General features: G+C 44.9%; 17 protein-coding genes. 7 read left to right on the top strand and 10 right to left on the bottom strand.

Annotated elements, in window-relative coordinates; translation table 11 throughout:
* Positions 1-83: 83 nt before the first annotated feature.
* From hisD to hisIE, 7 genes are read left to right on the top strand one after another with little or no spacing between them, the layout of a single operon-like run.
* The gene (gene hisD, locus HV477_RS10945; protein WP_000009613.1) at positions 84-1,388 is read left to right on the top strand and encodes a histidinol dehydrogenase; all 1,305 of its coding nucleotides are present in this window, start codon (positions 84-86) and stop codon (positions 1,386-1,388) included.
* On the top strand, positions 1,385-2,464 hold the full coding sequence (hisC, locus tag HV477_RS10940; RefSeq protein WP_000102716.1) for a histidinol-phosphate transaminase: 1,080 nt from the start codon (positions 1,385-1,387) through the stop codon (positions 2,462-2,464). The genes hisD and hisC overlap by 4 nt, the downstream gene beginning before the upstream one ends.
* Entirely contained in the window at positions 2,461-3,528 is a 1,068-nt protein-coding gene (gene hisB, locus HV477_RS10935) for a bifunctional histidinol-phosphatase/imidazoleglycerol-phosphate dehydratase HisB (RefSeq protein ID WP_000080050.1), read from the top strand. Before hisC ends, hisB begins: the two co-directional genes overlap by 4 nt.
* The gene (gene hisH / locus HV477_RS10930) at positions 3,528-4,118 is read left to right on the top strand and encodes an imidazole glycerol phosphate synthase subunit HisH (protein WP_001103591.1); all 591 of its coding nucleotides are present in this window, start codon (positions 3,528-3,530) and stop codon (positions 4,116-4,118) included. The genes hisB and hisH overlap by 1 nt, the downstream gene beginning before the upstream one ends.
* Positions 4,118-4,855, top strand: coding sequence for a 1-(5-phosphoribosyl)-5-[(5-phosphoribosylamino)methylideneamino]imidazole-4-carboxamide isomerase (gene hisA, locus HV477_RS10925; protein ID WP_000586406.1), 738 nt, complete (start codon positions 4,118-4,120; stop codon positions 4,853-4,855). The genes hisH and hisA overlap by 1 nt, the downstream gene beginning before the upstream one ends.
* Complete coding sequence (hisF, locus tag HV477_RS10920) at positions 4,837-5,613, top strand: imidazole glycerol phosphate synthase subunit HisF (protein ID WP_000880125.1); 777 nt, start codon at positions 4,837-4,839, stop codon at positions 5,611-5,613. The genes hisA and hisF overlap by 19 nt, the downstream gene beginning before the upstream one ends.
* Entirely contained in the window at positions 5,607-6,218 is a 612-nt protein-coding gene (hisIE, locus tag HV477_RS10915; protein ID WP_000954846.1) for a bifunctional phosphoribosyl-AMP cyclohydrolase/phosphoribosyl-ATP diphosphatase HisIE, read from the top strand. Before hisF ends, hisIE begins: the two co-directional genes overlap by 7 nt.
* 78 nt (positions 6,219-6,296) lie before the next feature.
* Here the strand turns inward: hisIE and wzzB are convergent, their stop codons facing one another.
* From wzzB to HV477_RS10865, 10 genes are all read right to left on the bottom strand, one after another.
* Positions 6,297-7,280: an LPS O-antigen chain length determinant protein WzzB gene (wzzB, locus tag HV477_RS10910; protein WP_079899073.1), complete on the bottom strand. Its 984-nt coding sequence runs from the start codon at positions 7,278-7,280 to the stop codon at positions 6,297-6,299.
* A gap of 142 nt (positions 7,281-7,422) precedes the next feature.
* A complete protein-coding gene (gene ugd / locus HV477_RS10905) occupies positions 7,423-8,589 on the bottom strand; it encodes a UDP-glucose 6-dehydrogenase (RefSeq protein ID WP_000704817.1) in 1,167 nt (388 codons plus the stop codon).
* 236 nt (positions 8,590-8,825) lie between these two features.
* Positions 8,826-10,232: an NADP-dependent phosphogluconate dehydrogenase gene (gene gndA, locus HV477_RS10900; RefSeq protein WP_000043530.1), complete on the bottom strand. Its 1,407-nt coding sequence runs from the start codon at positions 10,230-10,232 to the stop codon at positions 8,826-8,828.
* 136 nt (positions 10,233-10,368) lie between these two features.
* On the bottom strand, positions 10,369-11,895 hold the full coding sequence (locus HV477_RS10895; RefSeq protein ID WP_001259152.1) for a hypothetical protein: 1,527 nt from the start codon (positions 11,893-11,895) through the stop codon (positions 10,369-10,371).
* A gap of 285 nt (positions 11,896-12,180) precedes the next feature.
* A complete protein-coding gene (cpsG, locus tag HV477_RS10890) occupies positions 12,181-13,551 on the bottom strand; it encodes a colanic acid biosynthesis phosphomannomutase CpsG (protein WP_175064958.1) in 1,371 nt (456 codons plus the stop codon).
* Positions 13,552-13,565: 14 nt separating this feature from the next.
* The gene (locus HV477_RS10885; protein ID WP_000632420.1) at positions 13,566-14,984 is read right to left on the bottom strand and encodes a mannose-1-phosphate guanylyltransferase/mannose-6-phosphate isomerase; all 1,419 of its coding nucleotides are present in this window, start codon (positions 14,982-14,984) and stop codon (positions 13,566-13,568) included.
* A complete protein-coding gene (locus tag HV477_RS10880; RefSeq protein WP_000415708.1) occupies positions 14,981-16,180 on the bottom strand; it encodes a glycosyltransferase in 1,200 nt (399 codons plus the stop codon). Before HV477_RS10880 ends, HV477_RS10885 begins: the two co-directional genes overlap by 4 nt.
* Positions 16,167-17,174 (bottom strand): glycosyltransferase, encoded by a 1,008-nt coding sequence (locus tag HV477_RS10875; protein ID WP_079899378.1) that lies wholly within the window; start codon positions 17,172-17,174, stop codon positions 16,167-16,169. Before HV477_RS10875 ends, HV477_RS10880 begins: the two co-directional genes overlap by 14 nt.
* Positions 17,158-18,159 (bottom strand): glycosyltransferase family 1 protein, encoded by a 1,002-nt coding sequence (locus tag HV477_RS10870; protein WP_000924685.1) that lies wholly within the window; start codon positions 18,157-18,159, stop codon positions 17,158-17,160. The genes HV477_RS10875 and HV477_RS10870 overlap by 17 nt, the downstream gene beginning before the upstream one ends.
* Positions 18,159-19,160 (bottom strand): EpsG family protein, encoded by a 1,002-nt coding sequence (locus HV477_RS10865; RefSeq protein WP_109177088.1) that lies wholly within the window; start codon positions 19,158-19,160, stop codon positions 18,159-18,161. The genes HV477_RS10870 and HV477_RS10865 overlap by 1 nt, the downstream gene beginning before the upstream one ends.
* Positions 19,161-19,319: the final 159 nt, after the last annotated feature.

The raw sequence follows: 19,319 nt of genomic DNA, 5'->3' as shown, positions 1-19,319 counted from the left end.
GCGCTTATCAGGCCTACGTAATGCGTTGTTATTTTGGGTTCTGTAGGCCGGATAAGGCGGAACCCTGTGATGGAGTATAGACCATGAGCTTCAATACCCTGATTGACTGGAACAGCTGTAGCCCTGAACAGCAGCGTGCGCTGCTGACGCGTCCGGCGATTTCCGCCTCTGACAGTATTACCCGGACGGTCAGCGATATTCTGGATAATGTAAAAACGCGCGGTGACGATGCCCTGCGTGAATACAGCGCTAAATTTGATAAAACAGAAGTGACAGCGCTACGCATTACCCCTGAAGAGATCGCCGCCGCCGGCGCGCGTCTGAGCGACGAATTAAAACAGGCGATGGCCGCTGCCGTCAAAAATATTGAAACGTTCCATTCCGCGCAGACGCTACCGCCTGTAGATGTGGAAACCCAGCCAGGCGTGCGTTGCCAGCAGGTTACGCGTCCCGTCGCGTCTGTCGGTCTGTATATTCCCGGCGGCTCGGCTCCGCTCTTCTCAACGGTGCTGATGCTGGCGACGCCGGCGCGTATTGCGGGATGTCAGAACGTGGTTCTGTGCTCGCCGCCGCCCATCGCTGATGAAATCCTCTATGCGGCGCAACTGTGTGGCGTGCAGGAAATCTTTAACGTCGGCGGCGCGCAGGCGATTGCCGCTCTGGCCTTCGGCAGCGAGTCCGTACCGAAAGTGGATAAAATTTTTGGCCCCGGCAACGCCTTTGTAACCGAAGCCAAGCGTCAGGTCAGCCAGCGCCTCGACGGCGCGGCTATCGATATGCCTGCCGGGCCGTCTGAAGTACTGGTGATCGCCGACAGCGGCGCAACACCGGATTTCGTCGCTTCTGACCTGCTCTCCCAGGCTGAGCACGGTCCGGATTCGCAGGTGATCCTGCTGACGCCTGATGCTGACATTGCCCGCAAGGTGGCGGAGGCGGTAGAACGTCAACTGGCAGAACTGCCGCGCGCGGACACCGCCAGGCAGGCCCTGAGCGCCAGTCGTCTGATTGTGACCAAAGATTTAGCGCAGTGCGTCGCCATCTCTAATCAGTATGGGCCGGAACACTTAATCATCCAGACGCGCAATGCGCGCGATTTGGTGGATGCGATTACCAGCGCAGGCTCGGTATTTCTCGGCGACTGGTCGCCGGAATCCGCCGGTGATTACGCTTCCGGAACCAACCATGTTTTACCGACCTATGGCTATACTGCTACCTGTTCCAGCCTTGGGTTAGCGGATTTCCAGAAACGGATGACCGTTCAGGAACTGTCGAAAGCGGGCTTTTCCGCTCTGGCATCAACCATTGAAACATTGGCGGCGGCAGAACGTCTGACCGCCCATAAAAATGCCGTGACCCTGCGCGTAAACGCCCTCAAGGAGCAAGCATGAGCACTGAAAACACTCTCAGCGTCGCTGACTTAGCCCGTGAAAATGTCCGCAACCTGGTACCGTATCAGTCCGCCCGCCGTCTGGGCGGTAATGGCGATGTCTGGCTGAACGCGAATGAATTCCCGACAGCGGTGGAGTTTCAGCTCACCCAACAAACGCTTAACCGCTACCCGGAATGCCAGCCAAAGGCCGTGATTGAAAACTACGCGCAATATGCTGGCGTAAAGCCGGAGCAGGTGCTGGTCAGCCGCGGCGCGGATGAAGGGATCGAACTGGTGATCCGCGCCTTCTGCGAACCGGGGAAAGACGCCATTCTCTACTGTCCGCCCACTTACGGTATGTACAGCGTCAGCGCCGAAACCCTTGGCGTAGAGCGCCGGACGGTTCCCGCGCTTGAAAACTGGCAGCTGGATCTACAGGGGATTTCCGACAACCTTGACGGCGCAAAAGTGGTGTTCGTTTGTAGCCCCAATAACCCCACCGGGCAACTTATCAACCCGCAGGATCTGCGCACGCTGCTGGAGTTGACACGCGGTAAAGCGATAGTCGTCGCCGACGAAGCTTATATTGAGTTTTGCCCGCAGGCCACGCTGACAGGCTGGCTGGTTGAATATCCTCATCTGGTTATCCTGCGCACATTGTCGAAAGCTTTTGCGCTGGCGGGTCTGCGCTGCGGCTTTACGCTGGCTAATGAAGAGGTGATCAACCTGCTGTTAAAAGTGATCGCCCCTTATCCGCTTTCTACGCCAGTGGCGGATATCGCCGCCCAGGCGCTGAGCCCGCAGGGAATAAACGCAATGCGCGATCGCGTGGCGCAGACAGTGCAGGAGCGTCAGTATCTGGTGAATGCCCTGCAACAGACCGCCTGCGTAGAACACGTCTTTGACTCTGAAACCAACTATATTCTGGCGCGGTTTACCGCTTCCAGCAGCGTGTTTAAATCCTTATGGGATCAGGGCATTATCTTACGCGATCAGAATAAACAACCTTCTTTAAGCGGCTGCCTGCGGATTACGGTCGGCACCCGCCAGGAAAACCAGCGCGTCATTGACGCCTTACGTGCGGAGCCAGTATGAGTCAGAAGTATCTTTTCATCGACCGAGACGGAACCTTGATTTCCGAACCGCCGAGCGATTTTCAGGTAGACCGCTTTGATAAACTGGCCTTTGAGCCAGAGGTGATTCCCGTATTGCTGAAGCTGCAAAAAGCCGGTTTTAAGCTGGTGATGATCACTAACCAGGATGGACTTGGCACGCAAAGCTTCCCGCAGGCGGACTTCGACGGACCGCACAACCTGATGATGCAGATTTTCACTTCTCAGGGCGTACGCTTTGATGAGGTGCTGATCTGCCCTCACCTGCCCGCAGACGACTGCGACTGCCGCAAGCCCAAAGTGAAGCTGGTGGAGCGCTATCTTGCGGAACAAGCAATGGATAGCGCCAACAGCTATGTGATTGGCGATCGTGCGACCGATATCCAGCTCGCTGATAATATGGGCATTACTGGTTTACGCTATCACCGTGAAACGCTGAACTGGACGATGATTGGCGAACAGCTAACGAAACGCGATCGCTATGCGCATGTGGTCCGCAACACCAAAGAGACACAGATTGATGTCAGCGTCTGGCTGGATCGCGAAGGCAACAGCAAGATTAATACCGGCGTCGGCTTCTTTGACCATATGCTCGATCAAATCGCCACCCACGGCGGCTTTCGCATGGAGATTACCGTTAAGGGCGATCTCTATATCGACGATCACCACACGGTAGAAGATACCGGACTGGCGCTCGGTGAGGCATTAAAACTGGCACTCGGCGACAAGCGCGGTATCTGCCGTTTTGGCTTTGTACTACCGATGGATGAATGTCTGGCGCGCTGCGCGCTGGATATTTCCGGTCGTCCGCATCTGGAATATAAAGCTGAATTTACCTACCAGCGTGTGGGCGATTTGAGCACAGAGATGATTGAACACTTTTTCCGCTCACTCTCTTACACGATGGGCGTCACTCTGCATCTCAAGACTAAAGGTAAAAACGATCACCACCGTGTCGAAAGTTTGTTTAAAGCCTTTGGTCGGACGCTACGCCAGGCGATTCGCGTGGAGGGCGATACATTACCGTCCTCGAAAGGAGTGCTGTGATGAACGTCGTCATCCTTGACACCGGCTGCGCCAATTTAAGCTCGGTAAAATCCGCCGTGGCGCGCCACGGTTACACCCCGGTGGTCAGCCGCGAAGCGGAAATCGTATTACGCGCTGACAAACTCTTTCTGCCCGGCGTCGGCACGGCGCAGGCCGCTATGGATCAACTGCGCGAACGTGAACTGATCGACTTAATTAAAGCGTGTACTCAGCCGGTACTGGGTATCTGCTTAGGGATGCAACTGCTGGGTCGTCGCAGCGAAGAGACGCGCGGCGTGGATCTGCTGAACATTATCGAACAAGACGTGCCGAAAATGACCGACTTTGGTCTGCCGCTGCCGCACATGGGCTGGAATCGCGTGTATCCGCAGGCGGGCAACCGGCTGTTTCAGGGCATTGAAGATGGCGCCTATTTTTACTTTGTTCACAGCTACGCGATGCCGGTCAACCCGTGGACTATCGCCCAGTGCAATTACGGCGAGCCGTTTACCGCGGCGGTACAGAAAGATAATTTCTTCGGCGTACAGTTCCATCCGGAACGTTCGGGCGCGGCGGGCGCACAGTTGCTGAAAAACTTCCTGGAGATGTAATGATTATTCCGGCATTAGATTTAATTGACGGCACCGTGGTGCGTCTCCACCAGGGCGACTACGCCCGGCAGCGGGATTACGGTAACGATCCCCTGCCCCGTTTGCAGGATTACGCCGCCCAGGGCGCCGGGGTGCTGCATCTGGTAGATCTGACCGGCGCTAAAGATCCGGCTAAGCGACAGATACCGCTGATTAAAACCCTGGTCGCGGGCGTGAACGTGCCTGTTCAGGTCGGCGGCGGCGTGCGTACCGAAGAAGACGTTGCGGCATTACTGAAAGCTGGCGTTGCCCGTGTGGTCATCGGTTCAACGGCGGTGAAATCCCCTGACGTGGTGAAAGGCTGGTTTGAACGTTTTGGCGCGCAGGCGCTGGTGCTGGCGCTGGACGTTCGCATAGACGAACACGGCAACAAGCAGGTGGCGGTTAGCGGCTGGCAGGAAAATTCCGGCGTCTCGCTGGAACAACTGGTGGAGACCTATCTCCCCGTCGGCCTGAAACATGTACTGTGTACCGATATTTCTCGCGACGGCACGCTGGCGGGCTCTAACGTTTCGCTGTACGAAGAGGTATGCGCCAGATATCCGCAGATCGCCTTTCAATCCTCCGGCGGTATTGGCGATATCGATGATATTGCCGCCCTGCGCGGCACCGGCGTGCGCGGCGTGATTGTCGGACGCGCGCTGTTGGAAGGGAAATTTACCGTTAAGGAGGCCATCCAATGCTGGCAAAACGTATAATTCCGTGTCTGGATGTTCGTGATGGTCAGGTGGTGAAAGGCGTACAGTTTCGCAACCATGAGATCATTGGCGATATCGTTCCGCTGGCCAAACGCTATGCCGACGAAGGCGCGGACGAACTGGTGTTCTATGACATTACCGCCTCCAGCGATGGTCGCGTAGTCGATAAAAGCTGGGTGGCGCGCGTTGCCGAGGTGATCGACATTCCGTTTTGTGTAGCGGGCGGCATCCGGTCAATTGACGACGCCGCCAAAATTCTTTCTTTCGGGGCGGATAAGATCTCTATCAACTCCCCGGCGCTGGCTGACCCAACGCTGATTACCCGTCTGGCTGACCGTTTTGGCGTACAGTGCATTGTCGTCGGGATTGATACCTGGTTTGACGACGCCACGGGGAAATATCATGTTAACCAGTATACCGGCGATGAAAACCGTACCCGCGTGACGCAGTGGGAGACGCTGGATTGGGTGCAAGAGGTACAACAGCGCGGCGCGGGGGAAATCGTCCTGAATATGATGAACCAGGACGGCGTGCGTAACGGTTATGATCTGACGCAGTTGAAAAAAGTCCGTGACGTTTGCCGCGTGCCGCTGATCGCCTCCGGCGGCGCGGGTACGATGGAACACTTTCTTGAGGCATTCCGTGATGCCGATGTCGACGGCGCGCTTGCCGCCTCCGTTTTTCACAAGCAAATCATCAATATTGGCGAATTAAAAGCGTACCTGGCAGGCCAGGGCGTGGAGATCAGGATATGTTAACAGAGCAACAACGCCGCGAGCTGGACTGGGAAAAAACCGATGGCCTGATGCCAGCCATCGTGCAACATGCGGTATCCGGCGAAGTATTGATGCTGGGCTATATGAACCCACAAGCGCTGGACAAAACCATTGAATCCGGCCATGTCACGTTCTTCTCACGCACGAAACAGCGTTTATGGACCAAAGGCGAAACCTCAGGCCATGTGCTGAATGTCGTCAGCATTGCGCCGGATTGCGACAACGATACACTGCTGGTGCTGGCAAACCCTGTCGGGCCGACCTGCCACAAAGGTACCAGTAGCTGCTTTGGCGACGCCAGCCATCAGTGGTTATTCCTGTATCAACTGGAGCAGCTACTGGCAGAGCGCAAAACCGCCGATCCGGCCAGCTCTTACACGGCGAAACTGTACGCCAGCGGTACTAAACGTATTGCGCAAAAAGTTGGCGAAGAAGGTGTAGAAACCGCGCTGGCGGCCACCGTCAATGATCGTTTTGAATTAACCAATGAAGCGTCTGATTTGATGTACCACCTGCTGGTGCTGTTGCAGGATCAGGATCTCAACCTCACCACCGTGATCGACAATCTTCGTAAGCGTCATCAATAAGCATAAAAAACCGGGCAACGCCCGGTTTTTTATGAGAAATTTTACCTTTCGAAGCCGACCACCATCCGGCAAAGAAGCTTACAAGGCTTTTGGCTTATAGCTACGTAGCGCATTGCGCCCCAGCACAATCCCGGCGCCGATCATCCCGCCCAGCAACACAGCCAGCACGAGGGTAATGGCTTTTTTCGGGCTATCGCGACGGACCGGCAGCGTCGGCTTCATCACATAACGATAGACGTGCACCGTATCGGCAGTCACTTTCAGATTTTTAATGTCCAGCAGTGTCTGCTTCGTCTGGTAATAGGCCGGAGAAAAGACCAGTGGACGCGTCGCTTCGTTCTGTATCATCGATTTTAGCGCATCGCTCCCCAGCAGGAACATCGTGTCCTGGGTAACATCCTGGGTTTGCTGAATCTGCGGCTGCGTGATTTTGGCCTCATCCGCATAGCGCAACGCTTCTTCGATTTGCTTAATACGCAGATCTTTTTGCTCCTGCGCCACAACTTCCTGCGTCTCAAGGGACTCCTGCAACGTTTTGGTTTGCAGCGTGATGTTATCTTTCAGGTCAACTTCCAGTTCCTTAGCGACCTCTTCATCCACCTGTTGGATATATTCCGCCAGCCGACGCTGCGCCCCTTCAGCGGTAGTACTCACATAAGAAACCGAGAGTGGCAGCGCCTGCCCCTTTACCGACTGTTCAATGGTGAGCTTTTCCCGCTCTTTCTGATTATCCAGCGCTTCCGATAATGCGGAAAACGCAGAGCTAAAGCGGCTTATAAAATTCGCCTGCACTTCAGAGATTTTGGGGGCATTCCCGCCATACAAGACGTTGAGCGCGTTGGTATAGGTGGCAACCTGCGCGGCATCAGGTTGGGTAATAATCGCCGTGGATGTCCATTTTTCTTTGGCTATCATCAGGTAGCCTACAGCCAGCAAAATGGCGATAATAACGGCTACAATAATGGTCATCTTCCCACGCCATAACTGTAGTAATAACTCAATCAAATCAATCTGTTCCGGATCGTTCCCACGCCCGGAAGACGCATTACTATCCACTGTCATAGATACCCTAACTAAAAAAAGGATGAAGCTGGAGACAGTGTAGCCATAAAGCAAATATATGCCATAGGATTAATGATAAAAATCAGACATTATTTCCATTTGGTCAATAAATCATCGGGACTCATCAGCCCCGATTGCCTTATTAATCACTACCGAAAAGATCGCGGGTATACACTTTTTCAGCGACATCCAAAAGCTCTGCCGCCATCCTGTTGGAAATAATGACATCCGCCTGCTGTTTAAAGCAGTGCAAATCACGTTCAAGACGTGAGTTAAAGAAAGTATCTTCTTCCATTACCGGCTCATAGATGATGACCTCTACGCCTTTCGCTTTAATGCGCTTCATAATCCCCTGAATCGATGAGGCGCGGAAGTTATCGGAGCCACTCTTCATAATCAGGCGATAAATGCCCACCACTTTAGGCTTTCTGGCGAGGATAGCGTCGGCAATAAAATCTTTACGCGTACGGTTTGCTTCAACGATAGCGGAGATAATATTATTAGGCACCGACTGATAATTAGCCAGCAACTGTTTGGTATCTTTTGGCAAACAATATCCGCCATAACCAAAAGAGGGATTATTATAATGATTGCCAATACGCGGGTCGAGGCACACCCCTTCAATAATTTGTCGGGTATTTAATCCTAACGTTTCAGCATAGCTGTCTAATTCATTAAAATAAGCGACTCGCATAGCGAGATAAGTATTGGCGAAAAGTTTAATGGCTTCCGCTTCAGTGGAGTCCGTAAACAGCGTCGGAATCTCCTGTTTAATAGCGCCTTCCTGGAGTAATGCGGCAAATTCTCTGGCGCGCTCAGACTGTTCCCCAATCACGATACGGGAGGGATAAAGGTTATCGTAAAGGGCTTTGCCTTCACGTAAAAACTCCGGAGAGAAAATGATATTTTCTGTCGCAAACTTCTGACGCATTGCCGCCGTGAAGCCAACCGGCACCGTAGACTTAATAATCATCACGGCTGCGGGGTTGATGCTGATCACATCCTGAATGACCGATTCCACACTGGACGTATTAAAATAGTTGGTTTTTGGATCGTAATCCGTAGGCGTAGCAATGATGACGTAATCTGCATTCTGGTATGCATCAAACTTATCCAGCGTTGCCCTGAATCTGATGTTATCTTCCTTTAAAAATTGCTGAATTTCTTTATCAACAATCGGAGATATCCGATCATTTAACAGTTCAACACGGGCAGGAACAATGTCTAACGCCACCACATCATGGTGTTGTGCAATAAGCAAACCATTAGACAAGCCAACATAACCCGTCCCGGATATCGTGATTTTCATTATTTGCTCTCAGAATTAACTTAATTATGAATCATGATGTATTTCGCATCCTGATAAGATATTAAAGTTTTAACGCCTGAGTATATAAAGTGCAACGCAGACGAAAACAATTCAGATTATCTTCATTACGATAAACACAGATTATTAAGTTAATATTAAGCAAAAGCGATAAATCAATAAGAATAGAGATAAAAAAAAGCCCGGTATTAAACCGGGCTTAAACATTTTTGCAGAAATTATTCCAACCATTCGGTATGGAAAATGCCTTCTTTATCAGTACGTTTATAGGTGTGCGCACCAAAGTAGTCACGCTGCGCCTGAATCAGGTTAGCTGGCAGTACTGCGGCGCGATAGCTGTCATAGTAGGCCACTGCCGCAGAGAATGTCGGCACCGGAATGCCATTCTGCACCGCGTAAGCCACGACATCGCGCAGCGCCTGCTGGTACTCATCAGCAATTTTCTTGAAGTAAGGCGCTAACAGCAAGTTAGCGATATCGGCGTTTTCTGCGTAAGCATCGGTGATCTTCTGCAGGAACTGAGCGCGAATGATACAGCCCGCCCGGAAAATCTTAGCAATCTCGCCGTAGTTGAGATCCCAGTGATATTCATCAGACGCGGCGCGTAGCTGCGAGAAGCCCTGCGCATAGGAGACGATCTTGCCAAGATACAGCGCGCGACGCACTTTCTCGATAAATTCCGCTTTGTCGCCCGCCGGCTGCGCTTTCGGCCCGGAGAGCACTTTAGATGCGGCAACACGTTGCGCTTTCAGCGAAGAGATGTAACGCGCAAAGACGGATTCGGTAATCAGCGACAGCGGTTCGCCCAGATCCAGCGCGCTCTGGCTGGTCCATTTACCGGTCCCTTTGTTGGCGGCTTCATCAAGAATGACATCCACCAGGTAGTTTCCGTCTTCATCTTTTTTAGTGAAGATGTCTTTAGTGATGTCGATCAGATAACTGCTCAGCTCGCCGTTATTCCACTCAGTAAAAGTGTTCGCCAACTCTTCATTGCTGAGGTTCAGGCCGCCTTTCAGCAGGGAGTAAGCTTCAGCGATAAGCTGCATATCGCCATATTCAATACCATTGTGGACCATCTTGACGTAGTGACCCGCACCATCGGCGCCGATATAGGTCACGCACGGTTCGCCATCTTCCGCCACAGCAGCAATCTTCGTCAGGATCGGCGCCACCAGTTCATAGGCATCTTTCTGACCGCCAGGCATGATAGATGGCCCTTTCAGCGCGCCCTCTTCACCACCGGAAACACCGGTACCGATAAAGTTAAAACCTTCCGCAGACAGCTCGCGATTGCGACGGATTGTGTCCTGGAAGAAGGTGTTACCGCCATCAATAATGATATCGCCTTTTTCCAGATACGGTTTCAGCGAATCGATAGCTGCATCAGTACCTGCGCCCGCTTTCACCATTAACAGGATACGACGAGGCGTTTCGAGGGATTCAACAAACTCTTTCACCGTGTAATAAGGCACCAGCTTTTTGCCGGGATTCTCGGCAATCACTTCTTCGGTCTTTTCACGGGAGCGGTTGAAAACGGAGACGGTATAACCACGGCTTTCGATGTTGAGCGCGAGGTTGCGCCCCATCACTGCCATACCGACGACGCCGATCTGTTGCTTGGACATTACATACTCCTGTCAGGTGTGGAAGTTACATATATTTCACCATTATGTGCTACAAATTTTACAGCGTAAAGCATATTAAATACTTGTCCATTAATAGCACATTGTGGTTCGGCGGATATTTTTCCGCTTGGTTAACTTAAAATACCACGCGTAAAATTCTTTTAACAAAAGACCTAAAGTTAGCATCTGCATAAAAAACCGCAAAAACTATAATCATACTTACCAGCGATACAATAGTAAGCTTACTTATAAAGTCAAACCAGTTGGAAACTTTAAAGAAAATTATTTGTTCTCTTGTAAAATAAAAAACAGCAAAAATAACAAATGAGAATATTAAAGGTTTCAGTACAAATGACAAGTACTTTTTTAATGCATTAAATCTACCAAACATTTTACCATATAGATATAATGGCTTTGCAATTAATGTAATTAATACATTAGATATAATCGTGCCAATAATAATACCGGGAAGACCAATATAAAAAGCCAGGAGCGCGGAAAAAAATAAATTAACCACTCCCTCAAGCAAAGGATAATATACATCCCCAAAAAAACCAGTTGCGTTTTTAAAAATATCACAAGGAATTCTAATGACACTTATAAATACATTAACAAGCATTAATATAACAATACCATTACCTAGTATGAATTTTTCGCCTATCCAGCTGGTAATAAAGTCATTAACCAAAAAATACATATTCAAAGAAATGAAGGTAGCCAATGCTATAAATACTGTGTTAAATTGCTTTGCAATACTGGTAACTTCATCATCATTTTGATTGATTAAAAAATTACCCACACTAGCTGTAATAGCATTAACAAAACTGGACATAAGCACAGTCACAACCTGGAAGACCATCATATAACTTCCATAAATCGTGACGTAGCTTAAATTAAGAAATTTTGAAACTAGCAAATAATCAGTATTTAAAACTAACACACCACCAATCTTATGAAAAAACATGTTTTTTATTTTTATTTTTAATTCATTTTTTAATGTTGTTTTTTCATCATCGCTAATAGATTGTGGAACTACCTTAAAATGGATGTCGTTATTAATAATATTTTTAAATATAAAATACTGTACTATCACGCCAATAGTTTCAACGAGCAAATAGAGTAAGAAATTATGTGTGGTGACTAATAGCAATATTTGCAGCGCAATAATTAATATTTTCCCGCCACCCTGTATTTTACGGACTACTGAATATTGCTGATTTGCAGTTAATAGAGTTGAATGCTTTGCATAAGAATAAGTTAAAGATGTATTTATTACAAAAAATGCCCAATAAATAAAAACATGACTTACTGCATTAACAGAATCGATGAAAAAGTAAATACCAAAGCCAATTACTATACCTATCAATAAAACTAAAAACGAGATATATCTATAGATTGTAGACAGCAATAAAGTTAAGTATTTTATTTTTGCATAATCCCCCTCACTCAGCGGCTTGTATAAAAGGCTTGCCGCAGCTACCCCTATGCCAAGCTCGGCGAGATTTAAATAAGCAGTCAGTTGTGTAAATAACAACATCACACCTGTTAAATCAGCGCCCATCTTAGAGACAAATATAGTTCGAAGATAAAATCCTAGCGCAATAAGAAAAAAAGTAATAAATAAATCAACTTTAAAGTTGTTAATCGCTTTTATAGTTCGCATTTTTACTTTCCGGATGTAAACTTAAAGTAAATAAATATTCGTGGGAAGTTACAGGATTACATCAATTATTATTAGCCCCATAATAATTAATATTACCAGGAAGGTAAAATAAATAATCATATCAATGATTATTTATACTGTCCGAAAAGAACATAGCGAAAGCCTTATATCTATTAGAAATGGAAACCAACAACAATCAAACACACTTAATATTTATTGGCTTTATACTACGAATTGGTTAGAGAATATCCGAAAAGTTAGCCCTCCATAAAGAAGGGCTGCTTTTTATGAATTGAGTAGCTGAAGAATTTCTTTCGTTCGCGCTTCCATCAGCGGAATATCGCCGCGTGATTCCACATTCAGGCGCACCACCGGTTCGGTGTTCGACGAGCGCAGGTTGAAACGCCAGTCCGGGAATGACATGCTGAGACCGTCCGTGCGATCCACCGCCTGCGCCTCTTCCGCAAAGTGCGCTTCCACCCGCGCAATGGCTGCCGCCGGCTCCGCCAGCCTGCTGTTGATTTCCCCGCTCGCCGGGAACGCCGCCATCCGGTCGCAGACCAGTTCACCCAGCGACTGTCTCTTCAGGCACACCAGCTCCGCCACCAGCAGCCACGGGATCATCCCGCTGTCGCAGTAGGCAAAATCACGAAAATAGTGATGCGCGCTCATTTCCCCGCCATAAATGGCATCCTCCGTACGCATCCGCTCCTTGATAAAGGCGTGCCCGGTTTTTGACATCACCGGCGTCCCGCCCGCCGCCGTCACCACTGCCTCCGTGTTCCAGGTCAGGCGCGGGTCGTGGATAATCTTCGCCCCCGGGTGTTTTTCCAGAAACGCTTCCGCCAGCAGCCCGACGATGTAGTACCCCTCGATAAACTGCCCTTTATCATCGAACAGGAAGCAGCGGTCGAAGTCGCCGTCAAAGGCGATGCCCATGTCCGCCCCGTGTTCAATAACGGCCTTGCGGGTGTCGTCGCGACACTCCGGCAGCAACGGGTTGGGAATGCCGTTCGGGAAGGTGCCGTCCGGGGTGTTGTGGATTTTGATGAACTCCACCGGCGCGCCCAGCGCCTTCAGACGCGCTTCGATGGCGTCAATGACCGGCCCCGCCGCCCCATTGCCGGAATTCACCACCAACTTCAGCGGGGTGAGATTGTTAACACTGATATAGCCGAGCAGGTGGTCGATGTAGGCGTCGCGCAGGCTGATTTGTCTGTAGCTGCCGCGCGCGGCCTCGTTCACCGGCGGGAAATTGCCCGCTTCTGCCAGACGCTGAACGTCGCGCAGACCGGTGTCGCCGCTTATCGGGCGGGCGCCCTCGCGCACCAGCTTCATACCGTTGTAATCCATCGGGTTATGGCTGGCGGTCACCTCAATACCGCCGTCCACGCCGAGGTGGAAGGTGGCGAAGTAAATCTCTTCGGTGCCGGACATACCGATATCCAGCACGTCGACGCCCGCGTCCTGTAACCCTTTTGCCAGCGCCAGCTTCAGCGCCTCGCTGGTCAGGCGCACGTCGCCGCCCAGCACGATGGTTTTCGGTTTTAAATATTCGCCGTAGGCGCGGCCAATCCGCCACGCGATATCTTCATTGAGCTCTTCGCCCAGCCTGCCGCGAATGTCGTAGGCCTTAAAACAAGTTAAATTATTCATTATTACGTTATTCCTTAATTACGACCATACTTATCTGAAAAACGAACAATATCATCCTCCCCTAAATATGCGCCGGATCTTACTTCAATAAGTTCAAGTGCAATTTTCCCTGGGTTTTCAAGGCAGTGCTTAACACCGACAGGAATATATACGGATTCATTTTCAGTTAAAATTTTCACTTCACCTTTTATGGTTATTTTTGCGGTACCTGCAACGATAATCCAGTGTTCCGCGCGATGATAATGTTGCTGCTCTGAAATTCCTTCTCCGGGTTTTACAGTGATTCTCTTTACCTGATAACGCTCACCGAAATCGATTGAATCGTATTTACCCCATGGTCTATAAACTTCCCGATGAGTTATATGTTCATGACGATTTTCTAATTTAATTTTCTCAACAATTTTCTTAACATCTTGAACACAGTTTGTGTTTGCAACTAAAACGGCATCTTTCGTTTGCACGACTATAAGATCTTTGACACCAACAGCGGTTACCAAACCCGTTTCTGCATGGAGATAGCAATTATCTGCATTGTGGCTTAATACATCGCCTTTAGTCACATTACCATTACTATCTTTATCACTTATCTCCCAAAGAGAAGACCACGAACCGACATCACTCCAACCCGCATTTAAAGGTACGACAACCGCGTCATTCGTCTTTTCCATCACTGCATAATCAATTGATTCATCCGGGCAAGCGCAAAATGAATCTTCATCCACTCGAATGAAATCGAGATCCGTAACAGCAGATTCCATCGCTAATGAGCAAGCTTTATAAATATCAGGGCGAAATTTTTTTAACTCTTCAATATATCGATCTGCCCTAAATAAAAACATACCGCTGTTCCAGTAATACTCACCAGAATCAAGATAACTCTGAGCCGTTTCTAGATTGGGTTTTTCGACAAATTCAGCCACCCTAAACGCCAAAGAACAATCATTTTCTGCAGAGAAAAGAGCTTGCCCACGCCGTATATAACCATAACCTGTCTCTGGCATGGTAGGTACAATACCAAACGTAACTAATTTTCCTGCTTCGGCATATTTTCTAGCGTCTTGTATAGTCTTACAAAACGTTTCTTCGTCCTTAATTATATGGTCAGCAGCCAATACTAACAGTAAAGCGTTTTTCTTAAGGCATTTTAAAGCTGCCAAGGCTACTGCAGGGGCCGTGTTACGTCCAACAGGTTCTAAAATTATATCGCCAGATGATTTAGATAATTCTTTAAGCTGTTCTGCAACAATAAACCTGTGCTGCTCATTACAAATAACAATAGGATCTGAAGCATTCAAATTATTAATTCGCGTAATTGTGGTCTGAAGCATACTTTGAGAGCCATCTAAACATAAAAACTGTTTAGGATATAACGTTCGAGAAAGTGGCCATAACCGACTTCCATTTCCCCCAGCCATAATTATTGGTGTAATCATTTTCCTGTTAACCTCTCAATATTTTTCACCAAAACTGATAAACGCGTTGACCAATTAAATTTCTCCGCAACAAAATTTCGCGCATTCTTAGCAATCATTTGATATACAGAATTTTCACTCAAAGTTTCTAACGACTTCAAGTACTCATCACTATTATCAGCAATTAATATCTCTTCACCAATATTTGCTTCTATACCCTCATAACCCATTCGGGATGTGATAGTTGGAAGTCCAAGAGCCATATATTCTAATATTTTATTTTGTACACCTGCACCAAACCGAACTGGGCAAATTCCGATATGTCCTATTTTAGCCGCATCAGCCATATTTGTAACGCTGCCACTCACCACAACATTTTCAAAACCTTGTAAATATAGTTTATCACTTTTGTTTATTTTACCTAAAATGTGGAAAATATATTTCTTACCGTTATTATTTTTATTTATTGATGGTAGAATATTTTTTACGAACCATTTCACTCCGTCAAAATTTTGGAATGAACACAAGTTCCCAATAAAAATAAGATTAATTATATTGGTATTTTCAATGACTCTCTTTGTAAAAGGATAATCCTCAAGATCAACTCCATTATTACAAACCAAAATGTTATCATTCCTATTCCCAAAAAGGAATTTTTTGTCAACCTCTGATATTAACGATATGAGTGAATAGCGGCCATAAACTTCTTTTTCATATTTTAATAATCGCTCTTGTTCGATAGAGTAAATGATGCTTTTTAAAGAATTTTTCGGAGCTTCTTTTTTTATACGCGAATAATTTAAGGAAATTGCATCAGTCATTTCAAGAATATGCAAGCCAGGCTTATTTAAAGTGTAATCACCAACACGAATGAGATGAGAAAGAGTCAAATCATAATTCCCAATTATCTCATTAAGTTTATTTTCAAATTCAGTATTTTTATAATAAGCTATCTGAAGTGGTTTTCTACCAGGTAATGCTTTTAATACATTAAAATAACTTTTTATTTTAGGATGATAGATCCGGAAAATTTTATCAAAGACGTGATCATTTTTTACTATAAAATTTAAGTCTTCGATACTATCGCATAGACTTAGCAAATCTAATGTGTAGTATTTAGACAATTCCTTACAAATGCGATATATCCTTAACCTATCCCCTCCTACCACTGGATACGGAAATCGTGGGGTGAGGATGAGTATTTTACTTTTTTCCATATAAAAACTCGAGTTGGGATTTAAAAATTTCATGTTCTATCAATTGTCCATGGATATCTTTATACTTGCTAGCTAACACAGCTTTATATTGGATGTGAAAGTCATTTTGATTAGTATAAAGATATACATTTTCATCTTTTTGTTCCATAAAGGCTGATATTTGTGTACATAAAATCTTTTTATGGGACAACTTAGCCTCTGCTACAGCTCTTCCATAACCCTCATATTTCGAATGTGCCCAAATAAAGGTAGAGTTACAATAAAGCCTTACAACATCATCAAGATCCAGGAAAGGAATAACTTCAATTTCACTTTGGACTCTATGATCATCAATTATTTTTTTTACCCTCTCTATGGCATTTCCACAGCCTAATATTTTAAGCGGCAATCGTTCATCCTTGCTAATAGATGAATATAATTTCAAAGCACCATCGAGATCTTTATTATCACCCACCCCTGTTACCAATAATATATATCCAAGATCAAGAATCGTATTTTTTTTCGCAATTTCCTCGAAACGAAAAAATGTGTTTGGGAAATAATAGCCTTTACAATTTTTAAAGAGTTCAATGCTATCTATAACACGCTTAGTTGTTTTTGATATATATATATAATCGGCTTTTAATTGTGATGCTTTGAGCATACAATATGACACATATTTCGCGGATAAAGAATGGTTCTTTTTTCTTAAGCTTATTAGATCATGAATAATAACCACTGATTTACCCAAGTACGCGTCTATAATTGATGTACTATTATATGGATAGATATTAAATTTTGACTTTAATATAAGTCCAATAAGCGGAGTAAGTATTTGTTCATAGAATATGAATAAAAAATTATGTATAAAAGCAGGTAAAGGGTATAGGACTTTTGGACAAGTTAATTCACAGACTTGCATAGAGTCCTTTTTCATTTGAAGAACTAACTCTTCAGTATAAATCGGTATTCCTCTTTTTAAAACACCACTAAAATAATTATTTATTACTATCATTGTTTATTAGTCCTATATACAGTTGAGCGATCGACTGCCAATTTCTTTTTTCAGAGTACTCATAGGCACTATCATTAATTTTGGCAAAGCTATCTGTATTATTTATATAATATAAAACCTTACTCAAAAGATCATTTTTATCGTTCCCTAATACGGCAATATTTTCAAATTCAGACGAAAACTGCCCCCTTAGGGAAAATACTAATACTCGATTAATCATCGCAGCAAGGGCAGTACCTCTCCGTTCTGAGATGCCATCGGGATATGGTAATATAGCCATGTCAGTTTCAGCTAGCAGATTTGATATTTCGGCTGCTGATTTATTTAAAAGTAACTCGCACTTTTGTTCTGTACACTGTTCTATAATTAAATTGGCATAACTATTGTCAGCACCAGGAACATAACCAATCAAGGCAGAGCGGAATTTAATATTTTTCTTATTAAGCTCTTTAATAATCCAGATAAATTCTTCTATTCCCTTTCCTTTGGAAATTATACCAAAATGAACAAGATCAAATTTTTTTTCTTTCTTTTGGCAAGAAGGTATGTTAGATGCGATAGGAATTAGTCTTGTTTTTGCAGAATTAAATAATGTTTTTTCACCTATATTCTTCTCATACTGAGTTGTAAAGATTATATAATCAGCAAGCTTAAAAATTTTTAGGAAATATTGAGCTCTCTTTGATAAACTACTAAATTCGTGTAGCGTTATCGATGTTTTTAAGCCAACTAATTTAGCTAAGATAAATGCAACATGAGGTTTAAAAGCCGCAATTTTGTTTGTCGAAAATCCAATCGATGGATATTGAATATTAATAAGTTTGATAATTTTTCTATTAGAAACTATTTTATAGATTAATTCGAATAAGGATAGTTTGACAACGTTAACTGTATAATTCTTTTTAATTTCTTGGTTTAGATTATAAACATAATCACCTACTCCACATTTATCATCTGGATACGAACCCGTATATATTAATAACATTAGTAAATACCTTGACGCTGAATTTCTGAAAATACCGATATGTAAGGATAGAAAAGTTCAGGATAAGACCCTAGTATAGAGTAAACTTGATAGCCAAAATAAAAAATCACTATAAAAATCAGAGCAGGAATCCGTGTAAAAATTCCTACACGCACTAATACTGCAGGAATCAACAATATTTCGACTATAGTAAAATATATACTAATTACTGAGAACATGGCTGAGATCGGAGATAAAAATAAATATATGATAGTTCCAAATAAATATGTTTTTACCAAAAATAAATTTGCCTTATTATTTTTTATATCAAAAGATAATGTGTAAATAAAAATAGCAGAAATTACCACCCTTTTTAAAATTCCAGATATACTTATGGAACCATATTCTTGTGCATTTTGAGTATAAACAGTGAGTTTATAGCGAACAATTTCGACAGGAATTAGACTAATAACGGAAGAAATTATATCTGATAAATAATGTGACAAAGGCAATGATAGAATGGCACCAAGCACAAGTAATATTTTATATAAGTTTAAAGATAACTTATTGATTAAAAAAACAGATAAGGTAACTAAAGACGAGATATGAAATGTCGACGCACATAGAATAAGAATAAGCGATTGCACCTTTTTATTACTTTTATATTGGATTAAAGCGAAAAAAGATAACCCAATTGCAATAATTCTTCTTTCGGCCCCAAAAAAAGACCCCAGATAATAATAACTATAAAAAACACAAACAGACAGAATAGTTAATGATATATTTTTTTGTGTTTTCAGGCATCCCCAGAATATTAACGCGATAGGAATAATTGATGTAGTGAATAGAAACAATGTATAATTATCTGTCAAATATCTTATTAATTTGACGTATAATACATACCCGATTTCAAAGTCATGTCGATTCCCTGGACTCATGAAATCATCGTAATAGGGGAGCCAATCAGTACCAGTCTGCCAACGTAAAGAACAAAACGAGACAAGAAATAAAAAACTTAGCATCAAGGCGTAAATTTTTATATTTTTATTCTTAACAAATGAAAAGAACGGAAAAATTACAATAAAAATATAATATATCATGCTAAGTCTCTCAAATAAAAAATTATTCTTATTGTTTTCTAAAAATAATCTTTATAAATACGATATTATAATTATTCAGGA

The sequence above is a fragment of the Salmonella sp. SG203 genome, from assembly GCF_013350575.1.
Classification (GTDB): domain Bacteria; phylum Pseudomonadota; class Gammaproteobacteria; order Enterobacterales; family Enterobacteriaceae; genus Salmonella; species Salmonella enterica.
This window is presented reverse-complemented; position numbering and strand designations above follow the sequence as displayed.